Raw genomic sequence first — 17,874 nt, forward strand, 5'->3', positions numbered from 1 at the left:
GAGCAGGCCGTGCACGTGCTGCGGGCCCGACGGGTGTTCGACGGCGACCGGTTCGTCCCGGACCGCGGTGGCGGCACCGACGTCGTCGTCGACGGCCGGCGGATCGTCGAGGTCGGGCCGCGCCGGAAGCACCCGGGCGACGTCCGGGTCGACGACCTCGGCGACGCGACGATCCTGCCCGGGCTCGTCGACGGTCACCAGCACCTGACGTGGGACTGCTCGCCCGCGCCCCTGGCCTGGCACGAGGCCGCGGACGACGACGCCCTGCTCGCGCGGGGCCACGCGAACGCGCGGCGGGCGCTCGCCGCCGGCATCACGACGGTGCGCGACCTCGGGGGCCGTGACCTCGTGACCCTCGCCCTGCGCGACGAGCTGGCGCGAGACCCGGCGGCCGGTCCCGACGTCCTCGCCGCCGGGCCGGCCCTGACGACTCCCGGTGGGCACTGCTGGTTCCTCGGCGGCGAGTGCGCCGACGAGACCGAGCTGCGGGCCGCAGTGACCCGGCTCGCCGCGGCGGGCGCCGACGTCGTCAAGGTGATGGTGACCGGGGGCAACGTGACGCCCGGGTCGCTGCCGCACGAGTCGCAGCTCGACGCCGGGGCGGTGCGGTCACTGGTGCGCACGGCGCACGAGCTCGGGCTGCCCGTCGCCGCCCACGCGCACGGCACCGGCGGGATCGCCGCGGCGCTGGAGGCGGGCGTCGACACCATCGAGCACGCGACCTTCATGTCGGCCGAGGGCATCGCGCGGGACCCGGAGCTCGTGGAGCGCCTCGTCCGCTCCGGCACGCCGCTGTCGCTGACCGGCGGCGCGGCGCCCGGCCCGCTGCCGCCGGCCATCGCCGCCCGGATGCCGGCCATCCTCGACCACGTGCGGGGCCTGCTCGCGAGCGGCGCCCGGTGCTTCCTCTCCACCGACGCCGGCATCGGACCACCGAAGCCGCACGACGTGCTCGTGCAGGGGGTCACCCAGCTCGTCGCGGAGCTCGGCCTGCCCACCGGACGAGCCCTCGCCATGGTGACCGGGCTGGCCTCCGACGCCCTGGGGATCGCCGACCGCGCGGGCCGGCTGCGAGCGGGCTCCCCCGCCGACGTCCTCGTCGTGCGGGGCCGGGTCGACGAGGACGTCGAGGCGCTGCTGCGCCCGGTGCGGGTGCTCCACCACGGGGTCGACGTGCTCGAAGGACCGCCGACCCGGACGCCGGCGGACTAGATTCGCCGCGTGACCCGAGCGAACCGACCTGTCGACGCCCACATCATCGGGGCCGGCCCCGCCGGGCTCGCGACGGCGGCCGCCCTGCAGCGGCGCGGCCTGCACGCCGTCGTGCTCGAGCGCAATGACGGCGTCGGCAGCTCGTGGCGGGCGCACTACGACCGGCTGCACCTGCACACGCCCCGCGAGCTGTCGGGCCTGCCGGGCCTCGCGATCCCACGCGAGATGGGCCGGTGGGTGGCCCGCGACGACGTCGTGCGCTACCTCGAGCTCTACGCCGACCACCACGCCCTCGACGTCCGGCTGCGCACCGGCGTCAGCCGGGTCGACCCGACGCCCGACGGGCGGTCGTGGACGCTGACCCTCGAGGACGGCACGAGCCTCACGGCGCCCTACGCCGTCGTGGCCACGGGCTTCAACCACACCCCGCGCGAGCCCGACGTGCCCGGGCTGGCGGACTACGCCGGCGAGGTCGTGCTCGCCCGGCACTACCGCAACGGCGCCGCACACGCCGGCCGCGACGTGCTCGTCGTCGGCACCGGCAACACCGGCACCGAGCTCGCGGTCGACCTCGTCGAGCACGGCGCGGGTCGGGTGCGCCTCGCGGTGCGCACCGTGCCGCACATCCTGCGCCGCAACACCGGGCCGTATGCCGCGCAGTACACCGGGATCGCCGTGCGGCGGCTGCCCGCCGCCTTCGTCGACCGCGCGGCCGCGGTCGTGGAACGGCTCCAGGTGCCCGACCTCTCGGCCCAGGGCCTGCCGCGGCCCGACACCGGCCTGCTCACCCGGGTCGAGCGGGACAACGCGATCCCCGTGCAGGACGTCGGGATCGTCGACGCGATCCGCCGCGGTGCGGTCGAGCCCGTCGCGGCACTGCGCGCGTTCGATGGCGACGCCGTCGTGCTGGCCGACGGGTCACGGATCACCCCCGACCTCGTCGTGCTCGCCACCGGCTGGGGCCAGGGTCTCGAGCCGCTCGTCGGGCACCTGGGCGTGCTCGACGAGCGCGGCCGGCCCGTCGAGAGCGGCGGCCGCACGGCGCGTGGGGCCCGGGGCCTCTGGTACGTCGGCTACACCAACCCCATCTCCGGCATGCTCCGTGAGATCTCGATCGACGCCCGCCGGATCGCCCTCGCGATGGCCCTGCGCAAGCGCGGGGAGATGCGCCGGCTCCGCGCCGCCACCCCGTGACCACTCCTGACGTCCGCTGACGTCCGCTGACCTGTCCTGACGTCCGCGGGCAGACGGGGCGTCGGGCCGGGGTCGGGCTCAGGGCCGGTGCTGGCCCCCGAGGCCGAGGAAGGCGGCCGCGACACCCTCCGTCTCCGCGACCGCCCGCGCGAGCGCCTCGTCGCTCGGCACGCCGGTCGCGAGCAGCGCGTGGTGGCGCGTCATCGCGGCCGCGGCGACGTCGTCGGGCACCGGCGCGACGGCCGCGACCACCGAGCGCGCGCCGAGCGAGAGCAGCGAGAGGGCGAGGCCGAGCGACTCGTGGCCGGGCCGGGCCGACGCGAGGCCGACGTCGCACGCCGACAGCACGACGTGGTCGGCGCGCACACCGGTCGGCTGCAGCTCGTGGGCGAAGACCGGGCCGTCGTGCAGCTGGAGCGAGGAGAAGAGGGGCGACTCGGGCTGGTGGGTGCCGTGCGCGGCGACGTGGACGATGCCGGGCCGCGCCAGGGCCGCCACGAGCTCGCCCCGGCGGGAGGGCTCGGCGAGCCGCGCCGTCGCCCCCCACGTGCGCACGATGGCGCGCCCCTCCGCGGCGGCGCGCGGCACCGACGGACCCACGCTGACGTGCACGTCCACCGGCACGTCCACCGGCACGTCCGCCGGCGCGTCCGCCGGCGCGTCCGCCGGCGCGTCCGCCGCGACGTCGCGCCCCGCCGCCCGGCGGGCGAACGACGTGAGCGACAGGGCGCTCGTGAAGGGGCGTCCGCCCATCGACGGCAGCAGCGCCCACGGCAGGGCCGTCAGCTCCGGCGAGGCGACGAGCACGAGCCCCCGGTCGGTGCGCCACGGCCGGAGCAGCGAGTCGTCGAGCTCGGTCGCGCTGCTGCGCAACGACGACCACACGGCGCCGGCCAGCGGGCCGAGGTGGTGCGTGGCGGCCGCGCGCAGGTCGGCCCGCACGCGGTGCGCGAGCTCGGCCGCCCGGTCGGCGGGCATGAGGTCACGCAGGTGCGCCCGGCCACCGACCACCCCGACGGCGCCGATGCGTCCGCGGTGGCGGAAGAACCAGACGAGGTCGCGGTCGAGCCGGAGCAGCTGGTCGCGCGCCTCGCGCACGCGCACGGGCACGGCCCGCGAGGCCGCGCCGCTGCGGCTGAGCGCCCAGTCGCGGTCGCGGATCTGGCGCTCGAGGCGTGCGGCGTGCTCGTCGAGCTCGCGCAGCTGGGCCGGGTCGGCCTCGCCGCGCGCCTGGGCGCGCACCGCCCGCAACGCCTCGGTGAGCCGGGCGAGGCGCTCGTCGTCGGGCCGCCCGAGCGAGGGCAGCCGGTCGGTGGCGCTGCGCCAGCGCTCGAGCGCCTCGAGCACCGCCGCGCTCCCGCGTGGCACGGCGAGCTCGAGGTCGAGCTCGGCGAGGCGGGCGCCGTGCACCGCCCGGGCCGTGCGCAGGTCGAGGCTCGCGCTGCCCTCCTGGCCGGCGGCGAGCCGGCGCGACGCGCGCGCGAGGATGCGCCGGGCGGGTGCCGCCTCACCGGTCGCCACGAGCGTCATCGCCGTGACCGCGGCCGCGTCGAGCTCGTCGGAGAGCGATCCGGTGGAGACCCGTTCCAGGCTGAGCAGGCGGGTGTTGGCGGCGGCCGCGTCGCCGGCGAGCAGCAGGGCCTGCGCGGCGACGACCCGCGCCGCGTCGGCGAGCTCCGGGTCGCCGAGCTCGGTGGCCGTGTCGACGAGCGCGTCGGCCGTCGCCGCAGCCGTCGACGCGGCCGTCGACGCGGCCGTCGACGCGGCCGTGAGCGCCGACGGGGCCACCGCCTCGGGGTCCCGGCTCGCCCGGCGCTCCCGGTCGAGGTCGACGAGCAGCCCGACGAGCACCGCCTTGGCCTCCCAGGCCGTCGCCCCGAGGCGCGCGTAGGCCTGCCGCGCCGCCGCTGCCGCAGCCGCTGCGAGGTCAAGGCGCCCGAGCAGCCGGTTGGCCCTGGCGAGCTCGAGGTCGAACTCGGCCCGGATCTGGTCGTGCCCCTCGCCCGTCAGCGACGCGAGGCCGGCGTCGAGGGCCTCGACCGCCTCCTTGACGAGCCCCGCCTCGAGGAGCACGCGCGCCCGGTCGAGGCGAGCCGGGCCCTTCCAGACGTCGGCCTCGACCTCCTCCGCATCGGCCATGTCGGCGAGCGAGCGCGGCACGTCGCCGAGCAGGTAGGCGGCATACCCCTCGTTGTGCCGCGCCATGAACTCCTGCTCGCGCGCACCGAGGTCGCGCGCGAGACGCGCGGCCTCGCTGAAGGAGTCGAGCGCCTCCTGCGGGCGCAGCAGCTCGAAGGCGAGCATGCCGCGGCTCAGGTGGACCGAGCACTGCTCCTGCTCGGTGAAGGCGTCGAGCCGGCGCACCGCGCCCTCGAGGCCGGCCCACGCCGACGCGAGGTCGCCGACCCGCCCGTGCAGGTTGGCCCGCTGGTAGTCGAGGCGCGCTCGCAGGGCGTCGTCACCCAGCGCGTCGACGACCTCCTCGGCCTCGGCCAGGCGCAGCCGGGCGGGCTCGAGGCCCTCGAGCATGAACTCGGTCAGCGCCAGCGTGATGAGGGTCTTGCAGCGCAGCTCGAGCGCCGCCACCGTGGGCCGGGCGCCCCCCGCGCGGTCGATCTGGTCGAGGGCGGCCGCGAGCTGCCGGGCCGCCTCGGCCGGGCGTCCCGCCACGTTGGCTGCGGCGCCCTGCTCGCGCAGGGTGCGGGCGCTCTCGAGCAGATCGATGGTCCCGCCGGCCTTCCCTCAGGCGCCGGCCACCCGCTCCCGCACGAACCCGGGCCCGGGTCTCAGATCTGGATCGTCGGGGTGATGACCGGACGCACGTCCTTGTCGTCGGGGTCGGTCACGACGAAGTGCACCGGCCCATGGGGTAGATCATCCAGAACGAACCGGCCGTGCGCATCCGAAATCACGACAGAGCTCCCGCCGGAGGTCACCGCCTCGATCTGCGCACCCGGGGTGGTCACCCAGCCGTCGACCCGCACGAGGTCGCCGTCCGCGGCCTCGCTGGGACCGGCCGAGACCATGAGGCTGACCGAGGCGGCCGTGAAGGTCACCGAGTCGGTCGGCGTCGGCTCCACCCCCTGCCCGACCCCGGCCTCGGCCTCCGCACCGCGCGTCGTGAGCAGGGCGGAGTCCATCAGCTCGGCGACCTCGGCGTGCAGCGCCCGCACCGTGATCTCGAACTTCACCCGCTCGGCGAGCTCGCCGGGCACCGGGTCGGCGTGCGCGAAGAGGTCCCGCACGTGCGCGAGGTTGGCGAGGTCGCGGTCGTCGAGGGCGTCGGTGTGAGAAGACATGTCAGGCCGCCCATCCGGGGTCGGAGCCGAGGGTCGTCCTCAGCTTCTGGAGGCACCGGCCGCGGGTCGGGCCGATGCTGCCGACCGGCATGCCGAGCGCCTGCGCGATCGCGGCGTAGTCGGGCCGGTCGGCGAACGCGATGACGCGGAGCAGCTCCTGGCACCGCGGCGACAGCGTCGACACGTGCTTCCACAGCACGCGCTGGCGCTCGGTGAGGACCGCCTGGGCCTCGGGGCCGAGCTGCTGGGCCGGCGCCTCCGGCACCTCCTCGACGCCGATCTCGCGGCGCGCGCCGCGGCCGATGCGCCACACCTCGCGCTTGACGACGACGACGAGCCAGCCGAGCACCGCGGCCGGCTCGTGGATCGAGTCGGCGCGGTCGACGAGCTGCAGGAACGCCGTCTGGATGGCGTCCTCGCACGAGGCGGGCGAGCCGCCCTGCGAGCGGGCCGCGTTCCACAGCACGGGGGTCACGAGGTCGACGAGCTCGGAGAGTCGCTCGCGCTCGCCCTCCCGGTAGGCCGCGAAGGCGCGGCCGGCGAGGGTGCCCAGGCCGTCGGAGGCCGTCGGGGTCGGTGTCATGGCTTCGTCCTTCCGATGCAGGTGCGCAGGGCCCGGATCGCCCGCTTGCGCATGGCGGGGGCCGAGACGTCGGTGAGGTCGCCCTCGTCGACGAGCGTCGCGGCGAGCTCCGCGGCGAAGACGGGGGTGGAGAACGACGTGCCGCTCCACACCCCGAAGCCGCCGGTGTAGTCGTCGGGGTCGACGGTGCACCGCACGGCGCCGTCGGTGGTGACCTGCGACGACGGCTGGCCCATGCCGTTCGTCAGCGGCAGGGTGCTGACGACGGACGCGCCGGCTCGCACGGCGCTGACGAGCGGGAGGGTGTTGGAGAAGAGGGCGACGCTCGTGCCGTCGGGGTTGGTGGCCCCGACGCTCGCCAGCGGCGGCACCGACCTTGCGGTGACCCGCCGGGGCGGCTCGGCCGCGAGCGCCGCGGGCACGAACGGCGCGCTCGTGCCGTCGTTGCCGACGCCGGCCGCGACGAGCACCCCGCGCTCGGCGAAGCGGTCGAGCAGGTCGGCGACCGGGCCGGAGGTGTAGGTGCGGTCCTCGGCGTAGTAGCCGAGCGAGAGGTTGAGCACGTCGACGACCTCGGAGGGGTCGTGCTCCTGGCCGTGCACGTGCCGGTCGAGCAGCGCCTGCAGCACGTCGAGCAGGTAGCTCTCGTCGACGACGCCGTCGTCGCCCATGACCCGGATCGACAGGATGGTCGCCTCGGGGCAGACCTGCCGCACGAGCCCGGCGATGAACGTCGCGTGCCCCTGCAGCAGGCCCACCGGCTCGCTCGGCGCCGGGCTCGCGCCCGACCCCGCCGAGCCCGTCGAGCCCGAACCGCCCGCCGTGAGCAGCGGCACGAGCTCACCCTCGCGCAGCTCCATCCGCACCACCCGCGAGGTGGGCCCGAACCACGGGTGGTCGGCGACGGCCGTGTCGGGCACGACGACGACGGGGAAGCGGTCGAGCGGTCGCGCACGCAGCGCGGGGTCGGGCAGCGCGAGCGCGACCGGCATCCGTCCGCCGCGGCCGGGCACGGCGTACTCCTGCAGCGCCGAGCCGCCGACGCCACCCCAGTAGCCACCCACGCCACCCCAGTAGCCGCCGACCCCGCCCCAGTAGCCGCCCACGCCGCCCCAGTAGCCGTCGGCCGGGCGGAGCACGTGCTCGAGGCTGAGCGCCTCCGCGACCGGGTCGCGCGACTCGCGCAGCCGCTGCAGCACGCTCCAGGCGTCGACGGGGTCGATGGGCGAGCGCGTGGACCGCAGCGTGATGCTCGTGCCCCACGAGGGGGCCTCGGGGTCGCGCGGGCTGCCGTCGGCCCGCGGCGTGACGTCGAAGTCGAGCTCCAGCCGGCCGAGCGCCTCGCGGAGGTCGCCGAGACCGCGCGGCCGCCCCCGGACCGTCCGCAGCAGCAGCCGGTCGGAGAGGTAGAGCGCGGGCAGCGGCGCCGCGCCGTCGGTCAACCGCAGCGCCGTGGCGGGGTCGAGCGCGCGGACCGGCGGCCGCTCGGGGCGACCGGGGGTGTCGGGACCCGACTCTGACATCGACGTTCCTCCTGTGCGGGCTCTCCGGGGCGGTTCGCCCCGTGTGAAAAGACCCTGTCACCGGACTGAGTGCGCGTACTCGTTTTCCTGATACATCGACCCACCCGAAACAGCTCGATCCGGGATGTATCAGGCTGCCCGCTCGCGACTCTCTCTCGCAGGGGGACGTGGTCGTCGGGCTGCACCAGGGGGCTGTGGAGGGGCAGCCGGCCCGAGGACCGTGCAGGGAGACCGGTAGGTGGCGGGGGGCCGCCGCCGGTGCGTGGGGCGTCGGTGCGGGAGGCACCGGCGCCCCCGTCCCCGCCCACCGGCGCCTCGTCGCGATCGTTGCCGAGCCGGTATGCCGGCACGCCGCGTCGCGCTCGCCTCACCCGGTCACGGGGTCGCATACTTCTCGAAACGCCCACGGGGGGCGGGCGACACGACGACGGGGAGCTCCATGGCACGGCCGGCACGACGGACAGCACGCGCACGCACGACGGACGGCGCCCGGAGCACGGGGACGGGGCACGCCCGCACGGGCGTCGCGCTCGCGCTGGCGGCCGCCCTGGCCCTCGGCGCCTGCAGCAGCTCGACCCCGAGCACGCCGGCCGGTGCGACGCCGTCCGTGACCGCGTCTGCGGTCGGCCCGGAGACCACGGCCCCGAACGACCCCCGGCCCGTGCCGACGGAGTCGGCCGACCCGCTGACCCCGACCCGCCCCACGCCCAGCGCGACCACGCCCCCGCCGAGCACCCCGGCCACCGTGGCGCCCACCCCGGCCCCCACGCCCCCCACGCCGTCGGCGACCACCGCGACCACGGCGCCGGCGGACCCCGGCTCGGTGGCCGGTTCGTGCGAGCGGACGCTGACGGCATACCCCGTCCTCGCGCCGGGGGCGAACGGACCGGCCGTGCGGGCGCTCCAGTGCTTCCTCAACGACGCGGACTACGGGCCGGTCGCCGTCGACGGCGTCTACGGTGACCGGACGCGGGCGGCCGTCAAGCGGGTCGAGGCGACCTACGAGGGCCCGGCGCCCAAGCCCGGACGCATCGACTCCGGCACGTGGGTGCTGCTCATCTCGCGGTCGCTCGGCACCGCGACCCTGGAGCAGGGAGCCACGGGCGCGGACGTGACCACCCTGCAGCGCGCGCTGCGCGCCGCCGGGGCGACCGTCACCGTCGACGGGGTCTTCGGAGCGGCCACGAAGCGCGCCGTGGAGCGGCTGCAGGACGCCAACCGCATCGGGGCCGACGGCGTCGTCGGCGAGGAGACGCTCTTCCTGCTCAAGATGGGCGCGACGATCGGCTGACCGGCCAGGTGGTGCCGACCGCCCGGCGCGGCCGGCGCCGTCTCAGGCGCGCAGCTGCTCGAGCCAGGCCCGGGCGGTGTCGAAGTCCGCGTCGGCCGTGCCCGGTCGCACCGTCGGGCGGGCCCTGTCGGCGCGCGGGTAGGAGCCGAGGAAGCGCACCTCGGCGCACACGCGGCGCAGGCCCATCAGGGTCTCGCCGACCCGCGCGTCGAGCACGTGGCCCTCGACGTCGATCGAGAAGCAGTAGGACCCCATGGCCTCACCGGTGGGGCGGGACTCGAGCCGGGTCAGGTTGACCCCGCGCACGGCGAACTGCTCGAGCAGCTCGAGCAGGCCACCGGCGTGGTCGTCCTTCTGGAAGAGCACGACCGTGGTCTTGTCGGCACCGGTGGGCTCGGGCAGCGTGCCCGGCCGCGAGACGAGGACGAAGCGCGTCACCGCGGAGGCGTTGTCGCCGATCCCCTCGGCGAGCACGTCGAGCCCCTCGTTGCGCGCGGCGACCGGCGCGCAGACCCCGGCGTCGAACATGACGTCACCGGGCGCCCCGAGCGCGGCCGCGCTCGCGGCGGTCGAGAGCGTCGGCACGTAGACGGCATCCGGCAGGTGCTCGCCCATCCAGCCGCGCACCTGCGCCCACGCGTGCGAGTGGGTGCCGACGCTGCGCACCTGCTCGAGGGCGACCCCGGGGCGGGCGCAGAGCACGAAGGTGATCGGCACGAGCACCTCGCCGAGCACGACGAGCGGGTCGCCGGTCGCGAGGGAGTCGAGCGTCGCGGACACACCGCCCTCGACGGAGTTCTCGATGGGCACCATGGCCGCGTCGATCTCGCCGGCCCGCAGCGCCGCGAGCGCCGCGTCGACCGACCCGTAGGGCAGGTGCCTACCACCCTTCGCCCCGTCCCACGCGTCGAGGGCCATCTGGGTGAACGTGCCGCGCGGGCCGAGGTAGCCGAAGCGCTGCAGCTCGTCGGGGCTGCGGGGCGGGGTCACGACGCGTCCTTCGCCCGCTCGGGCGAGGCGCCCCCGCGGTCCGCCCGGGCTGTGCCGCTCTCGCCCTTCGTGGCCGAGACGAGCGCCTGCTGCTCCTCGGGGGTCAGCGTGATGCTCGAGCGGCCGCCCACGACGCCCTTGGCGTAGGTGCGCGACTCCCCGCGGGCGTGGATCGAGCTGAGCACGATGCCGTCGCCGAGGTCGTCGACGACGGCCGCGGAGAAGGACAGCCGGCCACCCATGTCGCCGAAGGCGTCGTACCGCACGACGGCGACGTTGCGCAGGCTCTGGCGCACGTCCTCCTCGGTGCTCTCGAGGCTCGCGCGCAGCCGCGCGAGCTCGGCGCCGAGCCGGTCGATCCGGTGGTTCTGCGTGGCTGCGACCCGCGCGATGTCGGTGACGCCGTCGTCGCCGAGGACGGCGAAGTCACGGCGCACCCGGGCCAGGCGCAGCTGCGCACCGACCGCCACCGCGAGGGCAAGCAGCGCGACGACGACGGCGGCGATGGCCACGGTCGTCAGCGTCGAGTCGTCCACGGTCGCCCACCCTAGCCTCGGGAGGGGGTCACCACCGCCCGGTTCCACCCCGTGGCCGGCAACCCCACGGACAGACCCGGTTTGTACGCTTCATGCGTGATCCGCCACCACCCCGTCAAGACGCTCGTCGTCCTGCTCGTCGCGCTCGTGGCCGGACTCACGCTCGCCTACGCCAACCGCACGACCGTCCCGGTGCCGCCGACCGCCGAGCCGCAGCCGGGTGAGTCGCTCGTCGTCGTCGGCCTCGGCGGCCTCTCGTGGGACGACGTGTCGGCGAAGGACACCCCCACGCTCTGGGGCCTGCTCCGCGACGGCGCGGCCGCGTCGGTGTCGGTCAAGGGCCTGCGGCTCACGACGTGCCCCACGGACGGCTGGGCCACGGTCTCCGCCGGTGAGGCCGCCGGGCCCGAGTCGAGCGAGGCGCGGCCGGAGTGCGCTCCCCTGCCCTCCGTGCTCGGCGACGCCACGTCGGGCTTCACCGTCGACGGCCACGACGCCCTCGCGACCGCCTCGCGCGAGGCCGAGTTCCGGGCCCGCCTGGGACTGCTCGGCGACAGCTTCGCCGCGGGCCCGAGCTGCCTGCAGGCCGTCGGCCCCGGCGGCGCCCTCGCGGCCGCGACGTCCGACGGCAGGGTCGCCCGGTACGCGCCGTTCCAGGCGACGACCCTGACCTCCGACCTCGCCCAGTGCCCGGTCAGCATCGTCGACGTCGGCGGCATCGAGACGACCGACCCCGACCCGGTGCGCCACCGGGAGCGGGTCGCCGGCATCGAGCGCCGCCTCGACATCGTGCTCGACGCGATGCCCAACGGCGCCGACCTGCTCGTCGTCGGCCTCGCCGACCGCGACCGCCAGGAGCGGCTGCGGCTGCTCGCCGCGACCGGGCCGCACTACGCGCCGGGCCTGCTCGCGTCGGCCTCGACGCGCCTCGTCGGCGTCGCCCAGCTCTCCGACGTCACCGCCACGATCCTCCAGCGCGGTGGCGTCGCCCCCGTCGCGGCCATCGGCGGGCGCGCCCTCAGCGTCGTGCCGGCGGCCAACAACAGCGAGTCGACGGCCGCCGCCAAGCTGACGTCGCTCACCGACGTCGACACGCTCGCCGACGCGATGCACCGCATCGTCGCGCCCTTCCTCGTCGTCTGGCTCGGCGCCACCCTGCTCGTCATGGGCGGCCTCTGGCTCGTGCTGCGGCGCGCGCGGCCGTGGGACCACCGGATGACGCGCGCCCGGGTGCTGCGCCTCGTCCGGCTCGTCGGGATGGGCTCGGCGGCCATGCCCGCCGCGACGTTCCTCGCGAACCTCGTGCCGTGGTGGCGGGCCTCGACGACGACGCCGGTGCTCGTCCTGCTGCTGCTCGCCCTCGTCCTCGTCCTTAGCGCCGTGCTGACGGTGGTCTGCCTCCAGGGCCCGTGGAACACGTCGGCGCTCGGCCCGCTCGCGGCCATGTCGGCCGTCACCGCGGGCGTCATCGGCGTCGACGTCGTCACCGGTTCGGCGCTGCAGATCTCCTCGATCTTCGGCCTCCAGCCGCTCGTGGGCGGCCGCTTCTACGGCATGGGCAACGTCGCCTTCGCGGTGTATGCCGCCGCCGTGCTGCTGCTCTGCGCCGCCCTCGCGCACGCCCTGGTGCGCCGCGACGCCCCGCGGCTCGCCGTCGCCGCGGTCGTCGTCGTGGGCGGCGCGGCGCTCGCCGTCGACGTCCTGCCCGCGTGGGGCGCCGACTTCGGTGGGCCCATCGCCCTCGTGCCTGCGCTCGGCTTCCTGCTCATGGGCGTCATGGGGTGGCGCACCTCGGTGCGCAACGTCGGGATCATCGCCCTCGCGGCCGGGCTCGTCGTCGGGCTCGTCTGCTACCTCGACTGGCGCCGCCCCGAGGCCGAGCGCTCGCACCCCGGGCGCTTCCTCCAGACGGTCATCGACGGCGGGGCGTGGGACGTCGTCTCACGCAAGCTCTGGGCCAACGTCGTGCTCGCCGTCCACCTGCCTGTGCTGCTCGTCGTCGTCGTCGGCCTCATGGTCGTCGTCGGCATCGTCGTCGCGCGACCGGGCCGGCTCGGCACCGAGCCGCTGCGCCGCCTGCTCGAGGAGGCGCCGCTGCTGCACCGTGGCCTGCTCGCCGTCATCCTGATGGCCGTGCTCGGCTTCCTGACGAACGACTCGGGCGCCGCCATCCCGCCCGTCGCCGCGCTCTTCACCGTGCCGCTCGTGACCTCGGCGGTCATGCACTTCCTCGCCATCGAGGCCCGCCGCGCGCCGGTGCGCCGCCGCCGCGACCGCCACCACCTCTGAGTCCCCCCCGGCTCCTCCCCCGCAACACACCGAGGAAGATGCAACCCACCCGGATCGGATGCCGGTGGGTTGCGTCTTTCTCGGTGTGTTGCGGGGGGGTGGGGTGGGTCAGCCGGGGCCGAGGCGGCGACGGAGGCGGCGCACGCCGAGCGCGAGCGCCACGTCGCGGTACTGCGCGGCCCGGTGCACCTGCGAGCGCCAGTCGCTGCCGGTCACCCGGTGGTGCAGGTCGCAGGGCACCTCGAGGATCGTCAGGCCGGCGCCGAGCACGTCGACCGTCATGCCGACCTCGACGCCCCACCCGCGGGCGAACGGGGTGGCGGCCTCGACGGCCGCCGGCGAGAGGCACCGCATGCCCGACAGCGGCTGCGTCGGCGTCCAGCCGGTGAGCTCCTCGATGCCGGTGCGGGCGAGCCCGACGACGAGGCCGTGACCGCCGGCGCTGCCGCGCTGCGTGGGCAGGATCGCGATGGTGAGATCGGCCTCGCCGCGGTGCACGGGGCCGACGAGCGCCCCGACGGCGCCCGCCGACGACTCGAGGTCGGCGTCGGCGAAGAGCACCGCCGCGTCGCGGGCGAGCCGCCCGACGCGCTGGAGGCCGGTGACCCGACCGAGGCCGCTCATCATGGCGTCGGCCTTGCCGTGGTTGCGCGCAAGCCGCACGACCTCCGCGCCCTCACGCGCCGCGACCGTCGCGGTGCCGTCGCTCGACCCGTCGTCGACGACGACGACGGTCGCCACGCCGGGGATCGTGCGGACGCCGCGGATCGTCGCGGCGATCCGGGCCGCCTCGTCCTTGGCAGGGATGACGACGGCAACGGCGGGCGTGGGCGTCGTCATCGTGGGCGGGGGGTCAGCGCAGGGTGACCTGGCGGTTCGTGAGCCCGGCCCGGGCGCCCCGCTCGGCCGCGGTGAGCGGCTCGGTCGTGGCGGCCGCCGCATCGATCCTCGTCCGCATCGCCGCGACCGCCTCCTCGAAGTCGGCGGCGTCGGCCTGCGGGTCGACCTCCCAGACGGGGATGAGCAGGCCGCTCGAGCGGAAGCAGCCGAGCAGCCGGCCGTCGCCGCCGAGGTGGCTCTCGCCGGCCGCGTGCAGGCGGGCGAGCGCGTTCGTGGCCGCGTCCTCGTCGAAGGGCAGCACCCAGCGCACGTAGGTGCGCTCGCCGATGCGGCACCAGAACACCGACGGAGCGGCGTCGAGCTTCACGGTCGGGATGGCCGACTCGTTCGCCCGGTCGAGCGACTCCTTGCCCTCGGCGTCGAGGTCGGCGTCGGCGACCCAGAAGTCGAAGCCCTCGTGCAGCTTCACCTCGAAGGGCGCGTCGGGGTCGAGCAGGTCCTGCAGGCGCGGGCTGTCCGCGGTGGCGACCGGGAGGGCCGTGACGGGCGAGCCGGGCTCGGCCGCGGCGGCGAGGGCGATGGCGGAGGCGATGTCGCGGCTCGTGTCGCCGCTCGCGTTGCCGGACTGGATGCCGACGAGCACCTCGCCGGTCTCACGGTGCAGACCCGGCCAGGCGAGGGGCAGCACCGTCGCGATCGTCACCTCGGCGGGGGCACCCTCGGGGGCGCGGTCGGCGGCAAGGCGCACCGTCGCGGTGGCGGCCGGCACGATCTCGCGCATCGCGACCCAGTCGGTCTCGTTCGGCAGGCCCTCGAAGGGCCGGGCCACGAACGGGGCCGGGAGCGGACGTGCGGAACGGTCAGCGCGCTCGCTGCGCGGACGACGTGATGCCTTACCCATGCGCGCCACCCTAGTGCCGGGCGGCGGGTCAGCCGAACGCGGTCGCGAGCGGCGCGAGGGCCAGCACGTCCTCGGGGGTCGCGAGCCCCACGGGCGCCACGAAGGCCGTCGTGACGCCGCGCCCGGCCAGGCGCGCGAGGCGCTCGCGGTGCTCGGCCGGCGTGCCGGCGTGGTGCCGGGCGGCGAAGGCAGCGGTGGGCGTGCGTCCGCGGTGCCGCTCCACGCGCGCCCACGCGTCGTCGCGGTCGCGCCCGACCACCGGCAGGTCGAGCACCGTCGCGTGCACCTCGCCGGGGTCGCGACCGTGCTCCCGCACGAGCTCGAGGTAGCGGTCGAGCCGCGCGAGGCCGGCCTCGTCGGAGGGCACGTTGCACCCGTCGCCGAGCGTCGCGGCGATCCGCAGCGTGCGCTCCCCCGAGCCACCGACGAGCACCGGCATCGAGCCGACCGGCCGGGGGTAGCAGGTCGTCTCGGGCAGCGAGACGAGGCGTCCGGCATACGGCTTCGTGCCGGGGGCCCAGAGCGCCCGCATCGTCTCGATGCCGGCCTCGAGCGCGTCGAGCCGCTCGCGCGCGCCCGGGAACGCGAGGCCGTATGCCGCGTGCTCGCGGTCCCACCAGCCCGCTCCGAGCCCGACGAAGGAGCGGCCGCCCGAGAGGGCCGAGAGGGTGGCGGCGGCCTTGGCGGTGACGCCCGGGGCGCGGAAGGTGATCGGCGTGACGAGCGTGCCGAGCTGCAGCCGGGTGGTCACGGCGGCGAGCGACCCCAACGTCACCCACGGCTCGGGGATCGGGTCCCACGCCCGACCGACCTGCGGGATCTGCACGAGGTGGTCCATGAGTGCGAGACCGGCGAGGCCGGCCGCCTCCGCGGCCAGGGCCATCTGTGTGACCCACGGGAGCAGCGCGCCGTCGGCCGGGAAGCGGGAGAGCTGGAGCACGACGCCGCGCAACCCCTGCAGGTCCGGGCCCTCGGCCCGCGGGGTCGTGCCGGCCCGGGCAGGAGCGGGTGGCGCGGCATCGGCGTCGGCGTCGGGCCGGACGTGGTGCACGTGGTCCCAGCCCTCGTCGGCGAGGGCCGGGACGGTGCCGGTGACGGACGCCAGCTGGCTCGTGAGCACACGCGCGGGGACGGCCCGCTCGCGCGCGGCGTTGCGCGAGCGGCACACGGCCGCAGGGGTGTCGAGCACGACGACGACGGCGGGGAGGCCTGCGCCGCGGGCGAGGTCGAGCCAGCGCCGGCGGCGCGTCGGGTCGGTGCCGAGCGTGTCGACGACGGTCGTCAGGGTGCGTGCGAGCCGCGCCTGCACGATGTGCTCGAGCAGCGTGAAGGCGTCCGGGGAGGCGTCGAGGTCGTGCGGCCCGCTGCCGACCAGCCCTCGCAGGGTGTCGGACGAGACGACCTCGGCGGCGCGGAACCGCGATGCGGCCCACGTCGACTTGCCCGAGCCGGACGCCCCGACGAGGACGATGAGCACCGGGTCGGGGAGCACGAGGTCGGGGAGCACGGGGTCGGGGAGCACGGGGTCGGGGAGCACCGGCTCGGGGGTCGGCGCCTCGGGGACCACGGCGCTCGGGGTCAGTGCGAGCGGCGGCGTGAGGGCCCGCCGAGCGAGGCCCAGACCGTCCTGCCGTGCGACTCCTCGATGACGCCCCACTCGTGCGCGAGCGACCGGACGATGCGCAGGCCGCGACCGCCCGGGGCCCACGTGGTCGGGGGTGCGGGACGCGGCACGGTCGGGCCGCCCCCGTCGGAGACCTCGACCTCGACGACGTTGTTCTTGACCTTCCAGTGGATGCGGATGGCGCCGTCCGCGAGGGGCTTGGCGTGCCGGATGGCGTTGGCCACGAGCTCGCTCACGACGATCTCGGCCTCGTCGACCACCTCGGCCGGCAGCTCACGCGCCAGCAGGTCCTCGACGAGCGCCTTGCGGATCCGTGGCGCGGCCGCGGGTGCCCACTGGATGCGGACGGTGCGCTTCTCCCCCGCCGGTGGCGTGGGCGGGACGCCCGTGGTGTCGCCGCGCGGGGTTCGCGTGGCGGCCCCCGACGTCGTCGCCGCCGCGCGGCGCGCGGCACCGACCTCGGACCCGCTCCCCTGACTGCTCGCCATGCCTAGGCCTCCTCATGGGCCGTCGTCCCCCGTTCGGGGCACGCTAGCCAAACCTGGGCGCCACCTCAACGACGCCCGCGTCGCGATCCGGTCACGACCCGCCGGTCTGACCGCCTCTACGACGCTCTAGCCCGAACCGTAGAGACGGGGTCGACCGGCGGCGCCCGACCCGTGCCCCCCACACGTACCCACCCGTCCGCCTCCTGCACGGGGACGTCTTGCCGGACGACTGCTCGCGATATATCGTCAACATATCGCGACTGTTCGAGTCGTCTCGGAAAGGAGACCACGATGCACACACACCACAGCACCAGACGGGAGTCGGGCTGGGACGGCGGCTGGGGCGGCGGCTGGGGTCCGGGCCGGGGCGAGGGCCCCGGGTTCGGCGCCTGGCCGGGCGGTCCGGGCGGCGGTCCCGGTGGGCGGCCCGGTGGGCCGCACGGGCGCGGCGGCCGTGGTCGCCCCGGCCCGCCGCCGTGGGTGGCGGACCTCGTGCGCCACTTCGGCGGTCCGGGCCTCGGCCCGGAGTTCGGCCCGCGCCGCGGGCCCCGCGCGCGCCGCGGCGACGTGCGGTCGGCCATCCTCGACGTCCTCGCGGGCGACGAGATGAACGGCTACCAGCTCATCCAGCAGATCTCCGAGCGCACAGGCGGGGCCTGGAAGCCGAGCCCCGGCTCGGTCTACCCGACCGTGCAGCAGCTCGAGGACGAAGGGCTCGTCGAGGGCCGCGACGTCGAGGGCCGGCGACTGCTGCGCCTCACCGACGCCGGGCGCGCGTACGTCGAGGAGAACGCGGAGGAGATGGCGGCCACCTGGCGCCCGTTCGAGGAGGCGAGCGACGGGGAGGAGGCGCCGCGGACCTCCCGCGGCGACGACCTCATGCCGCTCGTCGGCCAGGTCATGGGCGGCATGTGGCAGATCGTCACGACCGGCACCTCGCAGCAGCGGGCCGAGGCGGCGGAGGTGCTGACCGAGACCCGGCGCAAGCTCTACCGCCTGCTCGCCGACGGCGACCCCGAGTAGACCAGCCGAGCGGATCCGACGGACCCCGAGCGCGTCAGTCGCGCTCGGGGTGCGTCACAGCAGCGGAGGACCGCCCCGGCG

15 protein-coding genes are annotated in these 17,874 nt (G+C 76.3%); 5 read left to right on the forward strand and 10 right to left on the reverse strand.

Annotated features, from left to right (window positions below; all coding sequences use genetic code 11):
- Positions 1–9 precede the first annotated feature (9 nt).
- Positions 10–1,212 (forward strand): amidohydrolase family protein, encoded by a 1,203-nt coding sequence (locus ABT295_RS13870; RefSeq protein WP_352394990.1) that lies wholly within the window; start codon positions 10–12, stop codon positions 1,210–1,212.
- A 9-nt stretch (positions 1,213–1,221) separates the two neighbouring features.
- The gene (locus tag ABT295_RS13875) at positions 1,222–2,406 is read left to right on the forward strand and encodes a flavin-containing monooxygenase (RefSeq protein WP_352394991.1); all 1,185 of its coding nucleotides are present in this window, start codon (positions 1,222–1,224) and stop codon (positions 2,404–2,406) included.
- A 78-nt stretch (positions 2,407–2,484) separates the two neighbouring features.
- On the opposite strand, the gene ABT295_RS13880 is transcribed toward ABT295_RS13875, so the two are convergent.
- The 4 genes from ABT295_RS13880 to ABT295_RS13895 form a co-directional block, all read right to left on the reverse strand.
- Positions 2,485–5,076 (reverse strand): CHAT domain-containing protein, encoded by a 2,592-nt coding sequence (locus ABT295_RS13880; protein ID WP_352394992.1) that lies wholly within the window; start codon positions 5,074–5,076, stop codon positions 2,485–2,487.
- 116 nt (positions 5,077–5,192) lie between these two features.
- Positions 5,193–5,705: a hypothetical protein gene (locus tag ABT295_RS13885; RefSeq protein ID WP_352394993.1), complete on the reverse strand. Its 513-nt coding sequence runs from the start codon at positions 5,703–5,705 to the stop codon at positions 5,193–5,195.
- Between the two features lies 1 nt (position 5,706).
- The gene (locus ABT295_RS13890) at positions 5,707–6,288 is read right to left on the reverse strand and encodes an RNA polymerase sigma factor (protein ID WP_352394994.1); all 582 of its coding nucleotides are present in this window, start codon (positions 6,286–6,288) and stop codon (positions 5,707–5,709) included.
- Positions 6,285–7,811 (reverse strand): S8 family serine peptidase, encoded by a 1,527-nt coding sequence (locus tag ABT295_RS13895; RefSeq protein ID WP_352394995.1) that lies wholly within the window; start codon positions 7,809–7,811, stop codon positions 6,285–6,287. Before ABT295_RS13895 ends, ABT295_RS13890 begins: the two co-directional genes overlap by 4 nt.
- A gap of 439 nt (positions 7,812–8,250) precedes the next feature.
- Between ABT295_RS13895 and ABT295_RS13900 the strand changes: the two genes are divergently transcribed.
- Positions 8,251–9,102, forward strand: a complete 852-nt coding sequence (locus ABT295_RS13900) for a peptidoglycan-binding domain-containing protein (protein WP_352394996.1) — start codon at positions 8,251–8,253, stop codon at positions 9,100–9,102.
- A 42-nt stretch (positions 9,103–9,144) separates the two neighbouring features.
- Here the strand turns inward: ABT295_RS13900 and pheA are convergent, their stop codons facing one another.
- A complete protein-coding gene (gene pheA, locus ABT295_RS13905; RefSeq protein ID WP_352394997.1) occupies positions 9,145–10,092 on the reverse strand; it encodes a prephenate dehydratase in 948 nt (315 codons plus the stop codon).
- Entirely contained in the window at positions 10,089–10,628 is a 540-nt protein-coding gene (locus tag ABT295_RS13910) for a DUF4446 family protein (RefSeq protein WP_352394998.1), read from the reverse strand. Before ABT295_RS13910 ends, pheA begins: the two co-directional genes overlap by 4 nt.
- A 96-nt stretch (positions 10,629–10,724) precedes the next feature.
- On the opposite strand from ABT295_RS13910, the gene ABT295_RS13915 reads away from it, so the two are divergent.
- A complete protein-coding gene (locus tag ABT295_RS13915; RefSeq protein ID WP_352394999.1) occupies positions 10,725–12,917 on the forward strand; it encodes a hypothetical protein in 2,193 nt (730 codons plus the stop codon).
- A 108-nt stretch (positions 12,918–13,025) separates the two neighbouring features.
- On the opposite strand, the gene ABT295_RS13920 is transcribed toward ABT295_RS13915, so the two are convergent.
- The 4 genes from ABT295_RS13920 to ABT295_RS13935 are packed head-to-tail and all read right to left on the reverse strand — an operon-like array spanning position 13,026 to position 16,770.
- A complete protein-coding gene (locus ABT295_RS13920; protein WP_352395000.1) occupies positions 13,026–13,757 on the reverse strand; it encodes a glycosyltransferase family 2 protein in 732 nt (243 codons plus the stop codon).
- Between the two features lie 13 nt (positions 13,758–13,770).
- On the reverse strand, positions 13,771–14,658 hold the full coding sequence (locus ABT295_RS13925) for a DUF5926 family protein (RefSeq protein WP_352395001.1): 888 nt from the start codon (positions 14,656–14,658) through the stop codon (positions 13,771–13,773).
- Between the two features lie 28 nt (positions 14,659–14,686).
- Entirely contained in the window at positions 14,687–16,225 is a 1,539-nt protein-coding gene (locus tag ABT295_RS13930) for an LLM class flavin-dependent oxidoreductase (RefSeq protein ID WP_352395002.1), read from the reverse strand.
- An 11-nt stretch (positions 16,226–16,236) separates the two neighbouring features.
- On the reverse strand, positions 16,237–16,770 hold the full coding sequence (locus ABT295_RS13935; RefSeq protein ID WP_352395003.1) for an ATP-binding protein: 534 nt from the start codon (positions 16,768–16,770) through the stop codon (positions 16,237–16,239).
- A 291-nt stretch (positions 16,771–17,061) separates the two neighbouring features.
- On the opposite strand from ABT295_RS13935, the gene ABT295_RS13940 reads away from it, so the two are divergent.
- Positions 17,062–17,793 carry a PadR family transcriptional regulator gene (locus tag ABT295_RS13940; protein ID WP_352395004.1) on the forward strand — a complete coding sequence of 244 codons (732 nt, stop codon included), beginning with the start codon at positions 17,062–17,064 and terminating at the stop codon, positions 17,791–17,793.
- The last annotated feature ends 81 nt before the right edge of the window (positions 17,794–17,874 follow it).

It is taken from the genome of Terrabacter sp. NPDC000476, assembly GCF_040300125.1.
Classification (GTDB): Bacteria; Actinomycetota; Actinomycetes; order Actinomycetales; family Dermatophilaceae; genus Terrabacter.

What these genes read in the sequence shown, in the direction of transcription:
- ABT295_RS13885 (WP_352394993.1), bottom strand. Translation starts at nt 5,705, where the DNA reads ATGTCTTCTCACACCGACGCCCTCGACGACCGCGACCTCGCCAACCTC.
- ABT295_RS13890 (WP_352394994.1), bottom strand. Translation starts at nt 6,288, where the DNA reads ATGACACCGACCCCGACGGCCTCCGACGGCCTGGGCACCCTCGCCGGC.
- ABT295_RS13895 (WP_352394995.1), bottom strand. Translation starts at nt 7,811, where the DNA reads ATGTCAGAGTCGGGTCCCGACACCCCCGGTCGCCCCGAGCGGCCGCCG.
- ABT295_RS13900 (WP_352394996.1), top strand. Translation starts at nt 8,251, where the DNA reads ATGGCACGGCCGGCACGACGGACAGCACGCGCACGCACGACGGACGGC.
- ABT295_RS13920 (WP_352395000.1), bottom strand. Translation starts at nt 13,757, where the DNA reads ATGACGACGCCCACGCCCGCCGTTGCCGTCGTCATCCCTGCCAAGGAC.
- ABT295_RS13925 (WP_352395001.1), bottom strand. Translation starts at nt 14,658, where the DNA reads ATGGGTAAGGCATCACGTCGTCCGCGCAGCGAGCGCGCTGACCGTTCC.
- ABT295_RS13935 (WP_352395003.1), bottom strand. Translation starts at nt 16,770, where the DNA reads ATGGCGAGCAGTCAGGGGAGCGGGTCCGAGGTCGGTGCCGCGCGCCGC.
- ABT295_RS13940 (WP_352395004.1), top strand. Translation starts at nt 17,062, where the DNA reads ATGCACACACACCACAGCACCAGACGGGAGTCGGGCTGGGACGGCGGC.